Origin of the sequence: Pseudomonas sp. B21-051 (assembly GCF_024748795.1) — a bacterium.
Lineage (GTDB): Bacteria > Pseudomonadota > Gammaproteobacteria > Pseudomonadales > Pseudomonadaceae > Aquipseudomonas > Aquipseudomonas putida_A.
Window position 1 is genome coordinate 1838614 of sequence record NZ_CP087166.1, and the last position, 21360, is coordinate 1859973.

The 21360-nt window shown below is 60.4% G+C and carries 15 protein-coding genes; 4 read left to right on the forward strand and 11 right to left on the reverse strand.

Going from position 1 to position 21360, the window contains the following annotated elements:
- Positions 1–40 precede the first annotated feature (40 nt).
- Together LOY52_RS08345 and LOY52_RS08350 are read left to right on the forward strand one after the other, a co-directional pair.
- On the forward strand, positions 41–4822 hold the full coding sequence (locus LOY52_RS08345) for an RHS repeat protein (RefSeq protein ID WP_258679038.1): 4782 nt from the start codon (positions 41–43) through the stop codon (positions 4820–4822).
- Positions 4822–5238 (forward strand): hypothetical protein, encoded by a 417-nt coding sequence (locus LOY52_RS08350; protein ID WP_258679039.1) that lies wholly within the window; start codon positions 4822–4824, stop codon positions 5236–5238. Before LOY52_RS08345 ends, LOY52_RS08350 begins: the two co-directional genes overlap by 1 nt.
- Before the next feature lie 119 nt (positions 5239–5357).
- On the opposite strand, the gene LOY52_RS08355 is transcribed toward LOY52_RS08350, so the two are convergent.
- Together LOY52_RS08355 and LOY52_RS08360 are read right to left on the reverse strand one after the other, a co-directional pair.
- Positions 5358–7148 carry a bifunctional diguanylate cyclase/phosphodiesterase gene (locus LOY52_RS08355; protein ID WP_258679040.1) on the reverse strand — a complete coding sequence of 597 codons (1791 nt, stop codon included), beginning with the start codon at positions 7146–7148 and terminating at the stop codon, positions 5358–5360.
- A gap of 133 nt (positions 7149–7281) precedes the next feature.
- The gene (locus tag LOY52_RS08360; protein WP_258679041.1) at positions 7282–9366 is read right to left on the reverse strand and encodes a carboxy terminal-processing peptidase; all 2085 of its coding nucleotides are present in this window, start codon (positions 9364–9366) and stop codon (positions 7282–7284) included.
- Positions 9367–9504: 138 nt separating this feature from the next.
- Here LOY52_RS08360 and LOY52_RS08365 point away from each other — a divergent pair, with 138 nt between their 5' ends.
- The gene (locus tag LOY52_RS08365; RefSeq protein WP_258679042.1) at positions 9505–10467 is read left to right on the forward strand and encodes a zinc-binding dehydrogenase; all 963 of its coding nucleotides are present in this window, start codon (positions 9505–9507) and stop codon (positions 10465–10467) included.
- 97 nt (positions 10468–10564) lie between these two features.
- On the opposite strand, the gene LOY52_RS08370 is transcribed toward LOY52_RS08365, so the two are convergent.
- The 6 genes from LOY52_RS08370 to LOY52_RS08395 form a co-directional block, all read right to left on the reverse strand.
- Positions 10565–11218, reverse strand: coding sequence for an HAD family phosphatase (locus LOY52_RS08370; protein ID WP_258679043.1), 654 nt, complete (start codon positions 11216–11218; stop codon positions 10565–10567).
- A gap of 34 nt (positions 11219–11252) precedes the next feature.
- Positions 11253–12242 carry an ABC transporter ATP-binding protein gene (locus LOY52_RS08375; protein WP_258679044.1) on the reverse strand — a complete coding sequence of 330 codons (990 nt, stop codon included), beginning with the start codon at positions 12240–12242 and terminating at the stop codon, positions 11253–11255.
- The gene (locus LOY52_RS08380) at positions 12239–13039 is read right to left on the reverse strand and encodes an ABC transporter permease (protein ID WP_007965346.1); all 801 of its coding nucleotides are present in this window, start codon (positions 13037–13039) and stop codon (positions 12239–12241) included. Before LOY52_RS08380 ends, LOY52_RS08375 begins: the two co-directional genes overlap by 4 nt.
- Positions 13026–13862 (reverse strand): ABC transporter permease subunit, encoded by an 837-nt coding sequence (locus LOY52_RS08385; protein ID WP_258679834.1) that lies wholly within the window; start codon positions 13860–13862, stop codon positions 13026–13028. Before LOY52_RS08385 ends, LOY52_RS08380 begins: the two co-directional genes overlap by 14 nt.
- 5 nt (positions 13863–13867) lie before the next feature.
- Positions 13868–14674, reverse strand: coding sequence for an alkaline phosphatase family protein (locus tag LOY52_RS08390; protein WP_258679045.1), 807 nt, complete (start codon positions 14672–14674; stop codon positions 13868–13870).
- Between the two features lie 133 nt (positions 14675–14807).
- The gene (locus LOY52_RS08395; RefSeq protein ID WP_027613356.1) at positions 14808–15875 is read right to left on the reverse strand and encodes an ABC transporter substrate-binding protein; all 1068 of its coding nucleotides are present in this window, start codon (positions 15873–15875) and stop codon (positions 14808–14810) included.
- 352 nt (positions 15876–16227) lie between these two features.
- Here LOY52_RS08395 and LOY52_RS08400 point away from each other — a divergent pair, with 352 nt between their 5' ends.
- A complete protein-coding gene (locus LOY52_RS08400) occupies positions 16228–16941 on the forward strand; it encodes a UTRA domain-containing protein (protein WP_258679046.1) in 714 nt (237 codons plus the stop codon).
- A gap of 598 nt (positions 16942–17539) precedes the next feature.
- Here LOY52_RS08400 and LOY52_RS08405 read toward each other — a convergent pair.
- The 3 genes from LOY52_RS08405 to LOY52_RS08415 all read right to left on the reverse strand — a co-directional run bounded on the left by LOY52_RS08405 (position 17540) and on the right by LOY52_RS08415 (position 21339).
- Complete coding sequence (locus LOY52_RS08405) at positions 17540–18865, reverse strand: amidohydrolase (RefSeq protein WP_258679047.1); 1326 nt, start codon at positions 18863–18865, stop codon at positions 17540–17542.
- A 66-nt stretch (positions 18866–18931) separates the two neighbouring features.
- The gene (locus LOY52_RS08410) at positions 18932–21085 is read right to left on the reverse strand and encodes a mechanosensitive ion channel family protein (protein ID WP_258679048.1); all 2154 of its coding nucleotides are present in this window, start codon (positions 21083–21085) and stop codon (positions 18932–18934) included.
- Between the two features lie 77 nt (positions 21086–21162).
- The gene (locus LOY52_RS08415; protein ID WP_007965354.1) at positions 21163–21339 is read right to left on the reverse strand and encodes a hypothetical protein; all 177 of its coding nucleotides are present in this window, start codon (positions 21337–21339) and stop codon (positions 21163–21165) included.
- Between the last annotated feature and the right edge of the window lie 21 nt (positions 21340–21360).

Consider the following 21360-nt stretch of genomic DNA (forward strand, 5'->3'; position numbering starts at 1 on the left):
ACCCGGTTTTTCATTCCACCCCGCATCGTCGCGTGCGCTGATGGAGGCCGTCAGCCGTATCGAGCAGGAACTCGACAGCTTCCCCGACTCCCTCAGCCTCTATCGCCAGCAGCTTGAGCATTGGTTCAGCAAAGCGGCCGACCAGGTCAGCCACGCGGCGGACCTGCCGTCGCTGATGGGCATGGAGCGGGTCATCCGCTTCGGTGATCGCGTCACCGCCGTCAGCACGGGCGACAGTGAGTTTGCCTCCGGCGTCGTGCAGTGCCCGAAAAGCGGGGTGCTGGCGATCGAGAGCAAATTCGAGTCGGTGTACGACATTCCGCTGGGCGACATCGTGGTGGATGTGGTCGCGGTGGATGATGGCCAAACCTCCCCCGTCGCACTTGATGCGCAAGGCCGGGGAACATTCACCGGTACGCCAGGCAAGTTCTATCGCGTGCAGGTGCACAGCGACGTTACCCCGGAGCAGATCAAGGCGCTGTTCCAGTCCTACGACGGCTTGACCGGCGAGCTGGATGGCTGGTTGCGCAGCGAGTGGCAGGGGTTCAAGCCGCAGTGGTCGCAGTCGGTGGCGACGGCGGCGGGCAACGGCATGCTCGCCGGGAGCTGGGCGGCGATCGAGGGGGTGTGGGACAGCATCGGCATGCTGTCGGAGATTCTGCAGGATCCAGGGTCGTTTGCCGATCGCCTTGGAAGCGGCGCGGCCGATCTGATCCATCTCGCAGAATCAGCTCCGGACGTCATGCAAAAGCTGCAGTTGCTGGTCAGCGATGAGGCGGCGCTGTGTTTGCTGCTGCGCAGTGCGAGTCTCTGGCTGGAGATGCTGCCGCCCAGCCAGATCGCCGGCAAAACCGCTGAAACGGCGTCGATGATGATCGTGCAGGTGTTGATCGATGTGTTGATCGGCGTTGTGTTGACTTTCATCGGGGCTGGCGCCGGGATCGCTTATCTCACCCTACGCCTGGCGGATCGCGCCGCCCAGTTGCTCTCGGTTGTGAAGCGCCTGGTCAAGGCGATGTTCGGCATCGTCAACACGTTCATCCATTACGTCGATCAATACAAAACTGTCGCCGCGCGGGGCATTGCCGCCGGGGTGAAAAAGGGCCGCATGCAATTGCGCTGGGATGCGAAACGCAATGCCGCCCTGAAGAAAAACGAGCATCACGATAACGCCCCCGATCAAGCGAAAAACCCCAACGGCGACAGCGCCGACTGCGCGCCGCTGACCTGCACCAACGGCTGTCCGGTGTCGATGGTCACCGGCGAAGAATTGCTGACCCTGACCGACGGCACGCTCGATGGGGTGTTGCCGTTTGAGTTTACCCGTTTGTATCGCACCAGCGCGGTGGAGATCGATGTCGGGCTGGGGTTTGGCTGGAGTCATTCGCTGGCGCATCGGCTGGAGTTCGATGGCGATGTGGTGGTCTGGGTCGATCACGAGAACCGCCGCACGCGGTTTCCGTTGCCCAGCGTTGAACGGCCGGCGATTCACAACAGTCTGTCGCGGGCGGCGATTTTTCTCGGCGATGAGCCGGAGGAACTGATCCTCGCGCTGGCGGGGGATGCGGCGCGGTTTTATCACTTTCGCGCCGGGCGGTTGATGGCGGTCAGTGATGCGTATGGCAATCGTCTGACCGTTTCTCGCGATCATCAGCAGCGGATTTTCCGGCTGGACAATGGCGCGGGTCGCTCGCTGTTGCTGCGCTACGACCGGGCGCATCTGATCGGCGTTGATTATCAGGTTTGGCGCGACAGCGACTGGCGCACCGAGCAGACGCTGGTCAGTTATTGCTACGACGCCCGTCAGCGGTTGTTGGCCGCGACCAATGCCGTCGGGGACAGCGAACGCTACGACTACGACGATCATCACGTCATCCTGCAGCGGCAGCTGACCGGCGGCGCGAGTTTCTTCTGGGAATGGGAACGCTCGGGCAAAGCGGCGCGTTGCGTGCGCCATTGGGCCTCGTTCGCGCAGATGAATACGCGGTATGTCTGGGCCGATGACGGCCGTGTCACGGTGCATTACGTTGATGGCACCGAAGAAACCTACGTCCACGACGACAGCGCACGGCTGGTGCGCAAGGTCGAGGCCGATGGCGGTGAGCACCTCAAGGCCTATGACGACGCGGGCCGGCTGATCGCCGAGCAGGATCCGCTGGGCGCGGTCACCGAATACCGCTACGACGACGTCGGACGGCTGATTGCGCTGCTTCCGCCGGACGATGAGCCAACGTCCTACGAGTACCGCAACGGTTTCCTGCACAGCCGTTCTCGCGGTGAGGCGGTGTGGACGTTTCGGCGCAACGCCGAGGGCGATGTCACCGAGGCGGTCGATCCTGACGGCCAGGTCACCCATTACTACTACGACACGCGCGGGCAGTTGCTGTCGATCCGTTATCCGGACAGCAGCCGGCACAAGTTGTCGTGGAACGACCTCGGCCAACTGATCGAGGAAACCCTGCCTGACGGTGGTGTGCGGCGCTTTTCCTACGATGCGCTGGGGCGACGGACGACCACTTGCGACGAACACGGCGCGATCACCCGCCAGCAGTGGGACGCGGTTGGCCGACGGGTGCAGACGACGTTGCCTGGCGGCGCCACCCGCGCTTACAGCTACGGCGCCTACGGCCAGGTCACCGCCGAGCGCGACGAACTCGGGCGCATCACCCGCTACGAGTATGACGACGACCTGCATCGGGTCTCGCGCAAGATCAACCCCGACGGCACGCGGGTGCAGTACCGCTACGACCATGCGCAACTGCTGCTGACGGAAATCGAGAACGAGTCCGGGGAAAAGTACCGCCTGGACTACACGCCGAGCGGATTGATCCGACAGGAAACCGGCTTCGACGGCCGGCGCACCGCTTACGCCTATGACGGCAACGGGCACCTGCTGGAGAAGACCGAGTTCGGCGATGACGGCTCGACGCTGGTCACTGCCTACGCGCGTGATGCGGCCGGGCGTCTGCTGCTGAAAACCCTGCCGGACGGGGTTCAGGTGGCTTACACCTACGACCGCCTGGGCCGTTTGACCGGGGTCGATGACGGTCAAAAGCATCCGCTGGCCTTTGAATACGACCGGCAGGATCGGCTGATCACCGAGCACCAGGGCTGGGGCACCTTGCGTTATGCCTATGACGCCTGCGGCCAGCTCAAGCGCCAGCGTCTGCCGGACAACAGCACGCTCGACTATCACTACGCCAAGGGCGGTGCGCTGACGGCGATCGATCTTAATGGCACGCGGCTGACCCGCCACGTTTACCAGTCCGGTCGCGAGCAACAACGCCAGCAAGGCCTGCTGCTCAGCGATTATGCCTACGACGATCAGGGCCGTTTGCTGGCCCACGCTGTAGGCCATCAGCACGACTCGCTGTACCGCCGCGATTATGCCTACAGCGCCAACGGCAACCTCGAGCACATTGCCGACAGCCGCCATGGCCAGCGCACCTACGGCTACGACGCCCTCGACCGCTTGATCCGCGTGCGCCACTCACGTGACGAACTGCCGGAATCCTTCGCCCACGACCCGGCCGGCAACCTGCTGATGCAGGACCGCCCCGGCCCGACGCGGATCAAGGGCAATCGCCTGCTGATGCAAGGCGACCGCCATTACGACTACGACGCCTTCGGCAACCTGATCCGCGAGCGTCGTGGCCGCGATCAGCAACTCGTCACCGAATACCGCTACGACTGCCAGCACCGCCTGATCGGCCTGACCCGCGCCGATGGCCAAACCGCGTCCTACCAGTACGACGCCTTCGGCCGACGCATCCGCAAAACCGTCGACGGCCAGACCACCGAATTCTTCTGGCAAGGCGACCACCTCGTCGCCGAAAGCAGCCCTAACCACCACCGCAGCTACGTCTACGAACCCGGCACCTTCCGCCCGCTGGCGCTGCTCGACGGCAAAGGCCCGAAACGCGCCTGCCCGTTCTACTACCAACTCGACCACCTCGGCACCCCGCAGGAACTGACCGACTACAGCGGCGAAATCGTCTGGTCGGCGCAATACGACGCCTACGGCAAGGTCGCGGCGATCACCCTGGCCGGCGAGGACTACCTGGACCAGCCGCTGCGCTTTCAGGGGCAGTATTTCGATGCGGAAAGCGGGCTGCATTACAACCGGCACCGGTATTACGACCCGAGGTTGGGGCGGTATCTGACGCCGGATCCCATCAAGTTGGCGGGTGGGTTGAATCAGTATCGGTACGTGCCGAATCCGACGGGGTGGGTGGATCCGTTGGGGTTGAGCTGCAGTTGTCCGACGACTAATCCACGTCGCCCGATGCGGTACGAGGCTGGCCGCGTAGTTGTTGAAGAGGGATCTCCTCCACTGCCAAAGATGACAGCGCAGGAGCGGCGGACGAGGCTTGATGAGGTGGCTGAGGAGAACGCGAAGCGTCGGGTACATGAATATGAAAAACTTTATGGCATGCACACTGTGAAAAAACATAGTTCGGAAATTTCAGATCCAGCACTTAAGCAACGTGGCATCAATGGAGCAGATCCTCACACAGGTATAGTCCCAAGAGGTGCCAAAGGAAATCTTAGCTCTCAGTTCCATAACTGGCGAATGCATTTGGGTGCACTGAATAAAGCGATGACGAAGGACAAAAATGGCCGAATAATGCACACGGGGAAAGACCAGAACCATGCTCCAATAGTCAGATTGGAACTGCCTGGTGCGGGGCGCGGGTATAGACCGAATAAACGAGATGAGCAAAATCCAACTCTTAATGAGAATTTGAACTGGTTTGAAGTTAAATTCGATCAGATAAATACGCAGGAACCATTCACGGGCTTCCCGGCGGAGGGTAGGTAATGTTGAAGGATCCGTTTTTGAATGAGCCGTTTGAACCGAGTTTGACTTGGTTTGTTAGTAGGTTCGATGTTTATGATCGAGAGGAAACTCGAGGCGTAGAGCTTGGTGTTTATAATCCGGATGATCCAGTTGATAGGGAGGTTCTTATAAGAAAATATTGTTTGGTGTTGCCTTATCTTTCTTATAGGCATAAGTGCGTACTATTTGATTTTCTAGAGCGAGCGCTCGAAGATCCGAAATTTGACTTTCAAAGACCCTTTGAAATCGATGAGTGTGAAGCGAATAGCTGGCCACGGGAGGAATGGTATTCGTTAAATGAACCGCGCAGTTTTTTTCAGAGTGTCTATCAATTAGCACGAGAAGTTTGGAAAGAAGATCTCTCAAAGGCTGCAGGCGAAGAAAAAACTACGTGGTGATGTTTTTGATAATGTGCGCGAAGGCTTTGTGAAATTGGCTCGGGGTTAGATATGAGCTGTATGGACTGACGCCTTCGCGAGCAAGCTCGCTCCCACAGGAGGTTGTGTCGTATGGGGAGTCAGCGCTGGCCAATCAGTTGCGGCAGTTGACGGTCGGTGGCAGCAAGGCTATCAATCACATGCACGCTGTACCCCGGAACATTCTTCGCATGATGTTTCGCCTGCGAAGCCATTTCCGCGAGTTGGCTGGCATCCAGTTCGGCGCAGGCTGCGGGTTGCAGGTGGACGACGCCGATGGACAGTGACAACAACGGAAATTCCTGCCGAATCCCTTGACGATTCGGCGCGATAAAGCAACCAGCTTCAAGATGCTCCGGGCGATAGAAGCGCCTACATTGGCTCTGGAAGTCGTCGAGCAGTTGGTTGAGGCGTTTGCGCCAGTCTTCCGGGCCGAGCACCAGCAGGAAGTCGTCGCCGCCGATGTGGCCGACGAAGTCGCGGGACGGGTCGACACGCTCGTTCAGGCATTGCGCCAGGCACAGCAGGACTTCGTCGCCACGGCCGTAGCCGTAGATGTCGTTGAAGGGTTTGAAGCTGTCGATGTCGACGTAGCAGATGATCGATTCGCGGCCCTGTTGCAGCAGACGGGTCAGGCATTGCTGGATCGGCACGTTGCCGGGCAGCAAGGTCAGCGGGTTGGCGTAGCGGGCTTGCTGGATCTTCAGTTCGGTGATCAGTTTGAGCACGTCGATCACCCGACCGAGGCCGAGATAACCACCGTTGAAGGTGATGATGAAATCCTCTTCGATGCGCTGCCGGGCGCGGCTGGTGATCAGGCGGCTGACCTGTTGCAGCGACTGGCTCATCTCCACGGCGAGGAAGTCGTCGTTCATCAGGCGGCTGATCGGTTTGCGTGCGAACAGGTCGGTGGCGAACGGTTTGAGCAGTGCGTCGGACAACGAATGGCGATGGACGATGCCGCACGGCTGGCCCTGTTCGTCGAGCACTGCCAGTGAGTTCAGATTGGCCTGGCGGCGGAAAGCTTCCAGCACCGTGGCGGTCGGTGTGTCGCGATGCACCGCCGGTTGGTCGTTGAGCAGGGCGCTGAGGTCGCTGCCTTCGTCATTCAGCGCTACGGCGCTGCTGTCGTGTTTCGGCATCAGGGCCCGGGCATCGCGGGGCGGATGCTCCTGTGGACGACCGAGCAGGTAACCCTGCACCAGATCGACGCCCATCTCGGTCAGCACTGCCAGTTCTTCCGGCAACTCGATCCCCTCGGCAATCACCTGCGCCCGCGAAGCCTTGGCGATTTGCAGGATCGAGCCGACGAACTCGCGCTTCAATGCGTCCTGATGAATGCCGTCGATGAAGTGGCGATCGATCTTCACGTAATCCGGGCGCAGCTCCGACCACAGGCGCAAGCTCGAATAACCGGCACCCAAGTCATCCAGCGCAATCGAAAAGCCCATCGCCCGATAGTGATGCAGGGCGGTTTGCAGCAGCTGGAAATCGTCGATCGGCGTCTGTTCGGTGAGTTCGATCACCACCTGACTCGGCGGAATGCCGAAGTCCTGCAACAGTTGCAGGGTGCGCCCCGGTTGGTGCGCGGCTTCGAGCAGGGATTCCGGTGAGACGTTGAGGAACAGCTTGCCCGGCAATTGCTGCTCATTGAACCGGCGGCAGGCGCTCTGGCGGCAGGCAATTTCCAGTTCGCTTAAACGGCCGGCCTGTCGCGCCACGGCGAACAGCGCGATAGGCGAGTGCAGAGGGCTGTTGGACGGGCCACGGGTAAGGGCTTCGTAGCCGAGAATACGACGCTCGGAGAGACAGATGATCGGCTGGAACAGGCTGTGCAAACCGCTTTGAGTCAGGATCGAGCTCAAGGCACTCAGCTGTTCGGTCGTGGTCATGGCAATCTCTGGCGAAAAAAAAGGACTGGGAACGCTCTCGATGATGAGAGTCGCTCCCAGTCCTTTATTTCACGACAGAATGATGACTGTTTGATGACGCTCAGGGGAGCGTCACCACTAAATTGCCATCATCTTACTTCTTGGCCACCTGATTGCTCAGCTTCAGGTAATCCAGCAGCACGCGCCCGGTTTCGCTCAGGTAGGCGTCGTCTTCTGGTTTGACCTTGTCCGGCTCGGCTGCAGCCAGCGCGTCTTCATCTTCTTTCTTCAGTTCTTTGAGCGGTTCTTCGCCTTTGGCTTTGCGACGGATGTTTTCCATGGCCAGTTGCTTGGCATCGATGTCCGCATGCTGGGCACGACGGTCTGCTTCATTGAGGCTGACGGTTTTCTCTTCCATCAGCTTCTGCGCCAGGGCCAACTTGTCACGGATGAACACGAACTCGGCGTCTTTGGCGCTGCGTGCGTCATGCTCGGACTTGAGCTGCGCCAGGTACGGCTTGAACGGATCGGAGGCCGGCTTGATCGCTGCCTTGATGGTGTCCCACGGCATGGCTTCCGGCAGGGCGCTTTCGCCGATTTCCTTGGTGTCGATGATCGACGGGTAGTCGATGTCCGGCAGTACGCCCTGATGCTGCGTGCTCTGCCCGGAAACCCGGTAGAACTTGGCCAGGGTCAGTTTCAGTTCGCCATGGTTCAGCGGCTGAATGGTCTGCACGGTGCCTTTGCCGAAGGTCTGGCCACCGATGATCAATGCACGATGGTAGTCCTGCATGGCGCCGGCGAAGATCTCCGAAGCCGAGGCGGACAGGCGGTTGACCAGCAGAGCCATCGGGCCTTTGTAGAATGCGCCCGGGTTTTCATCTTCCAGCACATCGACGCGGCCATCGGCGTTACGCACGAGTACGGTCGGGCCCTTGTCGATGAACAGGCTGGTCAGCTCGGTGGCTTCCTGCAGAGAACCGCCGCCGTTGTTGCGCAGGTCGATGACCACGCCGTCGACTTTCTCTTTCTGCAGTTCGGTCAGCAGTTTCTTGACGTCACGGGTGGTGCTCTTGTAGTCCGGATCACCGGCACGGAACGCCTTGAAGTCGAGGTAGAAGGCCGGGATCTCGATGATGCCGAGCTTGTAGTCCTTGCCGTCCTGTTTCAGGTTCAGCACGGACTTTTTCACCGCCTGGTCTTCAAGCTTCACCGCTTCGCGAGTGATCGGCACGATCTTGCTGGTCTGGTCGTTCGGCGCATTGCTGGCCGGAATCACTTCCAGGCGCACCACGGTGCCTTTCGGGCCGCGGATCAGCTTGACCACTTCGTCCAGGCGCCAGCCCACCACGTCAACCATCTCTTTGTTGCCCTGGGCAACGCCGATGATCTTGTCGGCCGGTGCAACCTGCTTGGTCTTGTCGGCCGGGCCTGCCGGCACCAGGCGCACAACTTTCACTTGATCGTTGTCGCTCTGCAACACGGCGCCGATGCCCTCGAGGGACAGGCTCATGTTGATGTCGAAGTTCTCCGCGTTATCCGGCGACAGATAGTTGGTGTGCGGGTCGTAGGACATGGCGAAGGTGTTGATGTACGCCTGGAAGATGTCTTCCGCGCGGGTCTGGTCCAGACGCGCCAGCTGGTTCTTGTAGCGCTTGGTCAGGGTTTCCTGGATCTGCTTGGAATCCTTGCCGGCAATTTTCTGCCGCAGCACTTCGTCCTTGACGCGTTTGCGCCACAGGTCGTCGAGTTCAGCGGTGGATTTGAGCCAAGGGGCGTCCTTGCGATCGATCAGCAAGGTCTCCTTGGTGGTGAAGTCCATCTTGTCGACGCCCTTGTTCAGCTCCGCAATGGCGAAGTCCAGACGCGCCTTGACGCGGTCCAGATAGCGCTTGTAGATGGTGAACCCGGCGTTGAGGTCGCCGCTCTTGAGGAAGTCGTCGAACTGGGTCTTCCACTTGTCGAATTCGGCGATATCGCTGGCCATGAAGTAGCTGCGCGACGGATCCAGCAGCTTGATGTAGCTGTCGTAGATGATCACCGAGCGCGCATCGTCGAGCGGCGGCTTGCTGTAGTGGTGACGCTTGAGCAACTCGACGACATTGAGACTTGCGATCACTTCGTCGCGATCAGGCTGCAACTTGTCCCAGCTGTTGGCTGCGAATGTAGTGCCCGACATCGGCAACAAGCCGATACCGATGAAAAGAGCGAGGGCGGTGCTGGGGAGCAGATGCTTCATGCTGATTCGACGCGGGGACAATTGATAACGCATATTAGGCCGTCTTTGAAGTCGCCGGTTCTACGAGAGCCGGTCGCATAATGCAAAAAGCCCGGCGCTACAGCTTCGGGCTCAGTCCAGACTCACTATGGAGGCACTGTGAAGGCATTGCAAGGCGTTGAAGGTCAAGTGGCATGGGTTGAAGAGCCGAGTCCGGCATGTGATGCAGGACAAGTGCGCATTCGTGTGGCGGCTGCCGGCCTCAATCGCGCCGATTTATTACAGAAAGCCGGGCTTTATCCACCGCCGCCGGGCGCCAGTCAGGTGCTCGGTCTGGAGTGTTCCGGGGTGATCAGTGAAGTCGGCGCTGGCTCGTCCTGGCAGGTCGGCGACCGGGTCTGCGCCTTGCTGGCCGGGGGCGGGATGGCCGAGGAGGTGGTCGTCGACGGACGGCACGTGCTGCCGGTGCCCGAGGGCGTTTCGTTGATCGAGGCCGCGGCATTACCCGAGGTTTATGCAACGGTCTGGCTCAACGTGTTTCAACTGGCGGCGCTGAAACCCGGCGAGAAGGTTCTCCTGCACGCCGGGGCCAGTGGAATTGGTTCAGCCGCCATTCAGCTGTGCAAGGCGTTCGGCAATCCCTGTTGGGTCAGCGTCGGGTCTGCCGAGCGCTTGGCCTACTGTGAGGCACTGGGCGCCCAGGGCGGAGTGGTGCGCACCGATGATCTGGAAAGCCTGCGCGACTTCGGGCCGTTTGACGTGATCCTTGATCCGGTCGGCGGCAATTATGCGGCGCTCAACCTCAAGCTGACGGCGCTGGACGGACGCTGGGTACTGATCGGCCTGATGGGCGGACGTGAGGCGAAACTGGATCTGGCGCAGGTGCTGGGCAAGCGCGTGCAGTTGCTCGGATCGACGTTGCGCAGTCGCGATGATCAGTTCAAGGCCGACCTGCTCAGTGACTTGGGACAGCATGTGTGGCCGCTGTTTGCCGAAGGACGGTTGAGCCCGCAACTGGCAAAAACCTTCGCGGTGAAGGATGCCGAAGCGGCGTTTGCCGAGCTGGCGAGCAATACGGTTTCGGGGAAAGTGGTGTTGGTGATTGACGACAGCCTGAGCTGATTGGAAGGGCAAGATCAAAAGATCGCAGCCTGCGGCAGCTCCTACAGTGGGAGGGTGTACGCCCTGTAGGAGCTGCCGCAGGCTGCGATCTTTGTTTTTACTTCCAGAGATGGATCGGCCAGCCGGATTTTTCGGCATGCTCCAGCAGCACCGGATCCGGATTCACCACATGCGGGAAATTCACCTTCAGCAGCAACGGCAAGTCATTGCGTGAGTCGGAGTAGAAACTCGCGCCTTCCAGATTCTCTTCCTCGGCGTCCAGCCATTCCAGCAGGCGAGTGATCTTGCCTTCGCGGTAGGTCAGCGTACCGACGGTCTGGCCGGTGTAAACACCGTGCGCGACTTCCAGTTCGATGCCGAGAATTTCGTCAATGCCCAGGCGCTCGGCGATCGGTTTGACCAGGTGCGTACCCGACGCCGAGATCACCAGAATCCGGTCGCCGGCCTTGCGGTGGGCGGCGATGGTTTTGGTCGCGTCGCTGAAGATGATCGGTTCGATGAAGTCTTCAACCCACGGGCCGACCAGGTGTTCGACTTCTTCCGGGGTACGGCCGACCATCGGTTCGAGGCTGAATTCCATGAACTCTTCCATGCGCAATTTGCCATGGCTGTAGGCGTCCATCAGCTCGTTGTTCTTGCGCATGAATGACTCGGGATCGACCCAGCCCAGGCGCCCCATCTGCTCGCTCCAGAGGGTGGCGCAGTCGCCGTGGATCAGGGTTTCGTCCAGATCAAAAATTGCCAGGGCCATCAGTGCAGTTCTCTCTTCAACGTCAGCAAAGTCATCAGGCTACCTCACACAGGGCCGTCGGATCGATGGAAAGCGCCAGACGCTGACCGTCGGGATGCAGATCCGCCGCCGAGCGGTTGAGCACGTCCACCACCAGTTCCACGCCACGCGCCTCGACTCGATAGCGGATCACGTTACCGAGCAGGCTGTGGCTGCGGATCTGCGCGTCGAGTTCGCCATTGAGGCTCAGTTCGATGGCTTCCGGGCGAATCGCGATGCGGTGGTTGATCGGCCGTTGCAGCAGTTTCGAGGCGCTGTCGGCGTCGAGGAGGTTGTAGTTGCCGATGAAGCCTGCGGCGAACACATTAACCGGCGCGGTGTAGAGGGTTTCGGCATCGCCGCTCTGCACGATCTTCCCCTGGTTCATCAGGAAAATCCGGTCGGACATGGTCAGCGCTTCTTCCTGATCGTGGGTGACGAAAATCGTGGTCAGGCCGAGTTCGCGCTGGATCTGTCGGATCTGTTCACGCAGGTGTTTGCGGATACGCGCATCCAGCGCCGACAGCGGTTCATCCAGCAGTAACAGGCGTGGACGGGTCACCAGCGAGCGGGCGAGGGCCACGCGCTGACACTGGCCGCCGGAGAGCTGATGCGGATAACGGCTGGCGAAGTCGTTGAGCTCAACCAGTTTCAGTACCTCGGCGACACGCTTGTGGCTGTCGTCGGCATTGACCTTCTGCATGCGCAGGCCGAAGGCGACGTTCTGTTCGACGGTCATGTTGGGGAACAGCGCGTAGCTCTGGAACACCATGCCGATCCCGCGTTTCTGCGGGCTCAGCGGCACGATGTCGACGCCATCAAGCAGGATCTTGCCGCCATCCACCGGCGTCAGGCCGGCAATGCAGCGCAGCAGCGTGGACTTGCCGCAACCGGAAGGACCGAGCAGGGTGACGAATTCGCCCTTGTTGATTTCGCAGTTGATGTCGCTGAACACGGTCGTGCCCGCGTAGTTTTTCTGCAGGTGTTGGACGCTGACATAGCTCATTCGCTTTTGTCCTTGTTCAAGATATTGGCGATCCAGGTCAGGACCAGCACGAAAAAGAAGTACGAGATCACCAGCGCACTGGTGAAGTGGCCGCTGCTGTTGCGCATGTTGTTCAGGTACACCTGCAGGGTTTCGTAGCGCGTGCCAACGAGGATGTTGGCGAACACGAACTCACCGAACAGGAACGAGAACGACAGCAGCAACGCGACCATCAGGCCCTTGCGCAGGTTCGGCAGCACCACCAGAAATGCCGCCTGAAACGTGCTGGCGCCGAGCAGTTGCGCGGCGTCCATCAGGTCGCGCAGGTTGATCGCCTGCAGGTTGTTGGTGATCGCCCGGTACATGAACGGCAGCGCCACGGTGAAGTAGCAACCGATCAGGATCCACGGTGTACCGACCATCGCCAGCGGCCCCGAGCCATAGAGTTGCAACAGTCCTACCGACGACACCACCGGCGGCACCGCGAAGGGCAGCAGGATCAGGATGTTCATCAGCGCATCGAGTTTCGGGAAGTGGTAATGCACCACGAACAGCAGCGGCAGGATCAGCACCACTGACAGCACCAGCGCGCCGACGCACACCAGCAGCGACTGGCCGAAGGCATGCAGAAAGCGCGGATCGCTCCACAACTGGAGATACCACTTGAAGGTGAAACCGCTGGGCAGGATGGTCGCTGACCAACTGCTGGCAATCGAGTAGATCAGCGTACCCACCAGCGGCAGCAGCAGAATCGCGAACAACAGATAAACCACGACGCGGTGGTAGACGCCGGCCGGGCCGGATTCAGCGCGAGACATGGTAGCTCCTCTTCAACAGCAGTTGATGCACGACGGTGACAATGGTCATCAACGCCACCAGCACCACAGCCAGGGCGCTGGCCAGATTCGGATCGAGGGAAATGTCCCCGGAAACCATCGCCGCAATGCGGATTGGTAGCACGTTGAAGTTACCGGTGGTCAGCGCATACACCGTGGCGTAGGCGCCGAGGGCGTTGGCCAGCAGGATCACGAACGTACCGAGCAGGGCCGGGGTCAGCACCGGCAGACCGATGTGGCGCCAGAACTGCCAGCCGTTGGCGCCGAGCAGCGCGGCGGATTCGCGCCAGTCTTCACGCAACGCGTCGAAGGCCGGGTAGAGCAGCAGCACACCGAGGGGAATCTGGAAATAGGTGTAGAGGATGATCAGACCGGTTTTCGAGTACAGGTTGAAATCCTGAATGATCCCGGCCTGCTTGAGCATGATGGTGATGCTGCCGTTGAAACCGAGCAGGATGATGAACGCGAACGCCAGCGGCACGCCGGCGAAGTTGCTGGTCATGTTGGCGAAGGCATTCACGAAGTTGCGCAGTTTCGAGTCGACCCGGCGCAATGAATACGCCCCGAGCACGGCGATGATGATGCCGAATACGCTCGACCAGAAACTGATCTCGAGGCTGTACTGGATCGCTTGCAGATAGAACTTCGAACTGAAGATCTTGCTGAAATTGGCGAAGCCCCAGCCGAACTCTTCCGATTGCAGGCTGTTGATCATCACCCAGACCAGCGGGGCGATTTCGAACACGATAAAGAACAGCGCAAACGGCACCAGACACAGGACCGCCAGCCATTTGCCGCGAGTCATGGCATTCACTTGAGCAGCTCCCGGCACACAGGTTTGTCGTGAGGCACGCCGAGCAGTTCGCAGACCGTGCCGCAGAGATCAGTCTGCTTCGGCATGGCGTCAGCATTCAGGCTAAAGGCATCACCGAGGACGAATAGCGGCACCTGGCGTTCTTCCGGCAGCAGGCCGTTGTGCGAGCGGTCGTTGTTCATGCCGTGGTCGGCGGTCACCAGCACCTGATAGCCCGTGTCGAGCCAGCCTTGCAGGTAGTCGGCGAGGATGATGTCCGCCGAGCGTGCGCTGTTGCGGTATTGCGCGGAGTCGAGGCCGTGCTTGTGGCCGGCGTCGTCGATGTTCATCGGGTGAATCAGCAGGAAGTTCGGCGCATGGCGCAGACGCAGGTGTTCCGCGTCGGCAAACAAGTGCGAATCCGGGTAGTGATCGTTCCAGTAGAAGTGGCCGTGCTGGATCGGTAGCGCTGGATCGTCGGTATGACGGTCGCGGGCCGCTACGAACGGTGATCGGTTGTACAGCTCGCTGACCCAGTGATAAGCCGCAGCGGCGGTTTTCAGGCCGGCGTCGCGAGCATAGTGATAGATGCTGCGCTGGTTGGACAGCCGTGCAACGTTGTTGTGGACGATGCCGCTGTCGATCGGCGGCACGCCGGTAAGGATGCATTCGTAAAGCGGTCGGGACAGGGCCGGCAACTCGCACTCCAACTGATAGAGCGCGGCGCGTCCTGCGCCAACGTAAGCCTGCAGATGCCCCATGGCGTGCCGCGCGACCTCGTAATTGAGACCGTCGAGCACGACAAGGATGACGTTGTGCTTCATAGGGGCAAAAACTCCGAAAACAAAACTTGGATCGTTCAATGTAGGAGCTGCCGCAGGCTGCGATCTTTTGACTCTGCCTTTTAAAAGCAAGATCAAAAGATCGCAGCCTGCGGCAGCTCCTACAGATGAAGGATTACTTCATCTCTACGATGACTTCTTCGTTCCACTTCTGCGGCAGGGCCTTGGAGGTTTTTTCCCAGGCGTCGGCGTCCTTGATCGGCGTGACCTTCTTGTACTGCTCGTTCGGCAGCAGCTTGGCTTTCACGTCTTCCGGCAGTTGCAGGTGTTCGGCGCGGATCGGACGAGCATTGCCGCGAGCGAGGTTGGTCTGGCCGGCGTCGCTGAAGATGTATTCGCGGGTCAGCTTGGCGGCGTTCGGATTTTTCGCGTATTTGTTGATGATGGTGGTGTAGCCGGAAATCACCGAACCGTCGGACGGGATCAGCACCACGTAGTCATCCGGGTTGGCCATCTTGGCCTTGTAGCTCAGGCCGTTGAAGTCCCAGACCACGCCGACTTCGATCTCGCCTTTTTCCATGGTGGCGATGGTCGGGTTGGCCATCGACAGGCGACCTTGCTTGGCGATGTCTGCAAATAGCAGCAGGGCCGGCTGGATGTTCTTCTCGTCGCCACCGTTGGCCAGGGCAGCGGCCAGTACGCCGTTGGCGGCTTGCGCGGCGGTGCTCACGTCACCAATGGAAACCTTGTATTTGCCGCCCTTGAGGTCAGCCCATTTGGTCGGGACTTCAGAACCGTGCAGCAGCTTCTTGTTGACGATGAAGGCGATGGTGCCGGTGTAGGCCAGTGCCCAGTTGCCGTCCTTGTCCTTGGCCCAGTCCGGGACCTGATCCCAGGTGCTTGGCTTGTACGGTTGCACCACGCCCTGCTTGACCGCGATCGGGCCGAAGGCGGCGCCGACGTCGCCGATGTCGGCGGTGGCGTTGTCTTTTTCAGCGGCGAACTTGGCGATTTCCTGGGCCGAGCTCATGTCGGTGTCGATGTGTTTCAGGCCATAGGTCTTGGCCAGATCTTCCCAGGTGCCTTTCCAGTTGGCCCAGTCATCGGGCATGCCGACGCTGTTGACGGCGCCTTCCGCTTTCGCAGCGGCTTCGAGGGTTTTCAGGTCGGTACCCGCCGCCATGGCGGAGGTGCACATTGCAATGGTCGAGCCTAACAGTGTTGCCAGGAAAAGCTGTTTCATTCCGAAGCTCCTTGGTCGTGTTCAACGCTGCGATTGCGGTTTGTGTTGGTCTAGGTCAGCAATACCTGAGCCAATTTAAGGGGACTGGATGACACTTTGATGTCGGCGGTCGCCCGGCAGGCCTTTTATTGGCCCGGTTTCGGCGCTTGCCCGGTAAGCGTAGACCAAGGTCAAAGCCCCGGCGGACAAGGGACTTGGCCGATGTATTGCAAGTCATGAGAGCGACCGTCGGGCGGGTTTGTCATCTCTCGGTCATCTGCACTGCCTAGGCTTGCAATACACGGAAACGGCTTGCAGGCCGTACGGTTTTTGCCCCGAAACAGTGCTGGTCTAGTCCAGATAGGTAACGTTGATGCGCGATGAGGCAACAAAAGCGGTGACAGCGATTGGTCAGGTGCTGCAGGAGCAACTTGATCACGGCCTGCTCGCGCCCGGGAGCAAGTTGCCGGCCGAGCGCAAGCTCAGTGAGTTGTTCGGCACTACGCGCATTACGGTGCGTGAGGCGCTGTTGCAACTGGAGGCGCAGGGGCAGATCTATCGCGAGGAGCGCCGTGGCTGGTTCGTTTCGCCGCCACGTCTGGCGTATAACCTGATGCAGCGCAGTCACTTTCACGCGATGGTCAGTGCGCAGGGGCGGGTGCCATCGACCGAGGTGATTTCGGCGCGGTTGCAGCCGGCATCGGTGGCGGTGTGTGCGTTGTTGCAGTTGCCTGCCTTGTCGAGCGTGATTCAGATTTGTCGGTCGCGGCGGATTGACGGGCGGCTGGTGTTGTATGTGGAGCATTATCTGAATCCGCAGTATTTTCCGGGGATTCTGGGGTTTGATTTGAATCAGTCGATCACCGAGTTGTATGCGCGGCATTACGATCTGCGCTATGGGCGGGTGCGGTTCGAGATTGTGCCGACGTCGTTGTCGGTGGATGCGGCGGCGGCTTTGCGGGTGTCTGTCGGGAGTCCGGGGTTACGGATCGCTCGGGTCAATTATGATCAGCATGAGCGGTTGATTGATTGTGATCTGGAGTTTTGGCGGCATGATGCGATTCATGTGGGGGTTGATGTGGTTTGAGCGTTTGGCCTTGGCGGCCTTTGGGCCGACCAGGCTCTTGTTGATTGGGTGAATATCCGTTGCTTCGGGTGTTGCGGCTGGCGGTTTCGCCCTTACGGCGAGTCACTTTGGCAAACGCCCCAAAGTAACCAAAGGTCTTGGCCCCGGCGTACGGCCCTCGCTTAGGCTCGGGTTCCTTCGTTGCGGGGTTCATCCGGGGGCATCGCCTCCGGTTTGCTTCGCTGCACCTCCTCTCGATGTGTTTGGCTTCGCCAAACGGTCGCTGCGCTCCTACCCCCGGATAAACCCCTCCACTCAGCCTGCCGAAGGGGCCGGCACGGCAAGATCAAGAGCTGCAGCCGAGCTTGCGCTCATCCTGTGTAGGAGCTGCCGAAGGCTGCGATCTTTTGATCTTGATTTTCAGCAGCTTAAAAGATCGCAGCCTCGTTGCACTCGTCAGCTCCTACAGGCTGGGCGCATTGGCGTAGACAGAGCCAGTCACCAACGCCCGCTGATACCCCCAGCCACTGTAGGAGCTGCCGAAGGCTGCGATCTTTTGATCTTGATCCTGGGCAGCTTAAAAGATCGCAGCCTCTTTGCACTCGTCAGCTCCTACAGGTTAGTGGGTGTTGGTGTAGAGGTAGTCTGTTGCCAGTGAGGCCAGTGTGCGTACGCCCACCACCAGCGCCGACTCATCCACAAAGAACCCCGGATTGTGATTCGGCGCCGCCTTGCTCATGTCCTGATCCCGTGGCGTCACGCCGAGAAACACAAACAGCCCCGGCACTTCCTTGGCAAAGAACGAGAAGTCTTCCGCGCCGCCAACCAGCGGCGCATTGACCACGTCATCCTTGGCTGCCCACTTCAACGTCGGCAGCATTTTTTCCGTCAGTGCCGGGTTGTTGATCGTAGGGTCGTATTTTTCGATGATGGTCACGTCGGCTTTCGCGCCGCCGCTTTCGGCGATTTTTTCGATGGTCTGGCGCACGTCGCTGTGCAGTTTCTGGCGGATGCCGTAGTCGTAGGAGCGGATGGTGCCGCTCATGTCGACGGACTCGGGAATGATGTTGTAACGGGTGCCGCCGTTGATGGTGCCGATGCTGACCACTGACGGGTAGGACGAAATGTCGGTGCGCCGACTGACCACGGTTTGCAGGCCGACGATGGTTTGTGCGCCGACGGTGATCGGGTCGATGCCGTCCCAGGGGCGGCCGGCGTGGGTTTGTTTGCCGAGGATTTTGATACGCAGGTCGTCGGAGCTGGCCAGGGTGGCGCCGGGGCGGTAGGCGATCTGGCCGGCGGGGACGCCGGCCCAGACGTGGAGGCCGAAGACGGCGTCGGGTTTGGGTGATTTCATCACGCCTTCCTGCACCATCATTTTCGCGCCCCAGGTGTTTTTGCCGTCGGGGATGAAGTCGCTCGGGCCTTCTTCGGCGGGCTGGAAGTAGAACACCACGGTGCCGGGCAGGGTGTCGCGCATGCCCGTAAGAATTTTCGCCGTGCTCAGCAGGATCGCGGTGTGGGCGTCATGGCCGCAGGCGTGCATCACGTCGACTTCTTTGTCCAGATAAGTGCCTTTAGCTTTCGAGGCGAAGGGCAGGTCGGCGACTTCCTTGACCGGCAATGCGTCCATGTCGGCGCGCAGGGCCACGGTCGGGCCGGGCAGCGCGCCTTTGAGGATGGCGACCACGCCGGTGCGGGCGACGTTGGTTTTGACTTCCAGGCCCATCGCTTTGAGTTGCCTGGCGACCAGTTCCGCGGTGCGTTTCTCGCTGTTGCCCAGTTCCGGATGCGCGTGGATGTCGCGGCGGGTTTCCAGCAGTTCCGGTTCAAGTGCCTTGGCTTGCGTGGCGATCTGTTCGCGGGTGCTGTCCAGGGTGGCGGCGCTGGCGGTGCCGGCCAGCAGAGTGAGCAGAACGGTCTGGGCGATACGTGTCAGCTGCATCGGATTTCTCCATGGTTATTGTTTTTCTGGCTTCCCTGCCTGTGACCCGAGTGTCTGCGCGAAGTGCTATTCCTTCGGCTGGCCACCGCCGGCAGTGATGACCTGGACGCTCATGCGTGGCGTCGCCAGATCGAGTCCGGCTTCGTCCAGATGGCGTTTGAGCGACAGATTAAACGCTCGGGAAACTTCCCATTGTTTGATCGGCGCAGTCTTGAACCGCGCGCGCAGGATCGCGCTGCCGGACTCGAAACTTTCCACGCCCTGAATCTCCAGCGGCGACCAGATATTGCGCCGCTGCAGCGGGTCGGTGCGCATTTTCTGGCCGACTTCGCGCATCAGTTTTATCGCGTCGTCGATTTCCATGTTGTACGGCACCGCCACCCGGAATATCGCGTAGCCGAACTCGCGGGAGTAGTTCTTGATGCTTTTGATTTCGCTGAACGGGATGGTGTGGACGATGCCATCGATGTCGCGCAGGCGCACGGTGCGGATGGTCAGGCCTTCGACGGTGCCGAGGTGGCCGCCGACGTCTACATAGTCATCAATGGCCAGCGAGTCTTCGATGATGATGAACAGACCGGTGATCAGATCCGCCACCAGCGACTGCGCACCGAAACCGATGGCCAGACCGATCACACCGGCACCGGCCAGCAGTGGCGTGACGTTCATGCCCATGTTCGCCAGGGCGACGATCAGCGCGATGATGAAAATCGCCACGAACAGCACGTTGCGGATCAGCGGCATCATCGTCTGCGCGCGGGCATTCGCCAGGCCTTTGCGCGAGCGGGTGAGGGCGTGGTGCACGGCGGTGTCGGCGAGGATCCAGATCAGCCAGGAGAAAATCAGCGTGCCGATCAGGCTGAACAGTTTGACGCTGACGTCATGCCCTTCGCCCTCGGCGAAACCGATCAGCGATTTGCCCCATACGCGCAGGCCGAGTTCGATGAAGATCAGCCACACCAGCAGGTGGGCGAGGGTGTAGAAAAAGCTTTTCAGGCGCTCCGAATACAGCGCATGACGCTTGGGCCCGCGTTGCGGTTTGAGTGAATGACGGCGCACGAGGCCGTTGATCACCATGCACATCACCAGCAGCACCGTGCAGATCAGCGACTGGCGCAGGGCGGTGCTGGTGTCGCCGGCGGAGACGAAGGTGGCGAACAGCGAGATCCCGACCAGCACCAGCGCCGGCACGTACCAGAAGGTGCCGAGGATATCGATGGTGTCGCTGAGGGCGCGGCGGGTCAGGCGACGGGACAATGGCTGGTTGCGGATCAGATGGGCAATCGGCCGGCGGAAACGCAGGATGAACAGGCCGGTGAACAGCGCTGCGAGCACGTTGGTGATGGTAGCGGTGGTGTGCGCCAGGTGCACGCCGAGGCCTTCGACCAGGCGCGGATCACTCAGCGCTTCACCGAATGCGGCGAAGCTGCCGATCAGCCACAACGGACGGAAGGCCTGATGCCGCAGGATGTACAGCGCCCGGTGCCGGTGCGGGCCGTCGAGCAGCGAGAAGGCGATCACGCAGATCGCCGAGAAACAGGTGCCGACCACCAAGGCATAAGCCAGCACCATCGCCAGGCTTTTGCCAAGGGACGACGGTAGCGCGTAGCTCATGTAAACGGTGATGACCAATGCAATCAGCCACGGCCCGAGCTTGCGCAGGGCGAAGCGCAGCATGTCGAGAGCCTTGGGGTGTTGCGGCAATTCTTCGGTCAGGCCGAAGCGCATGCGCACCCGGTGGCCGAGCCAGATCAGCGCGGCGGCGAGCAGGCTCCAGACCATCAGGATCACTGCGAAGCCGAAGATGATCGGCAGCCATTCGCTGGCGGGCAACATCAGGTTGTCGAGTTCGTCCCTGGCCAGATCGAACTCGTCGGACCAGCGGGTCAGCGGGCTGTCGTCACCGGAGAATTGCTTCTCGAAACTGGCCAGGGTGCCGCCGATCAGGCCCAGTACGCCTTCTTCCGGTGAAGCCTGGGCTTTCTTGGTGGCGTCGCGCAGCTTTTTCAGATCGCTGAGCAATTGTGCGCGTTGCTTGTCGTTTTCCAGCGACTTGATGACTTCATCCAGCGACTGGCCCAGCGGCTCTTGCGCTTCCGGTTGCGTCTTGGTGGTGTTCAGCAGCCCCGGCAGACCGACCGCGTGGGCGGGCGCTACGGGCAGCAGCGTCATCAGGCAGACAAGGAACAGGCAGGGCAGAGCAAACAGACGAGCGAACACTAGGCGGTCAACCTCGCAAAGGGGCGAATTGAGCGAGTGTACGAGGCAGCCAGAATCAATGCGAGCCGGGCGCGGATTTATTCGTTGAGTTTGGCGAGGATCTTGTAGACCACGGTCGCCAGGATCATCAGCATGCCGACCCACATGGCAAACACACCGGCGTTCTTGTCGCGGAAGTTGAAACCGATCGCCAGCAGGATCATCCCGGACAGAATGGGAATGAGCATGGCGTGGAAGGAGGACATCGAAATCATGGTGACTGCCTTGTCGAAGGG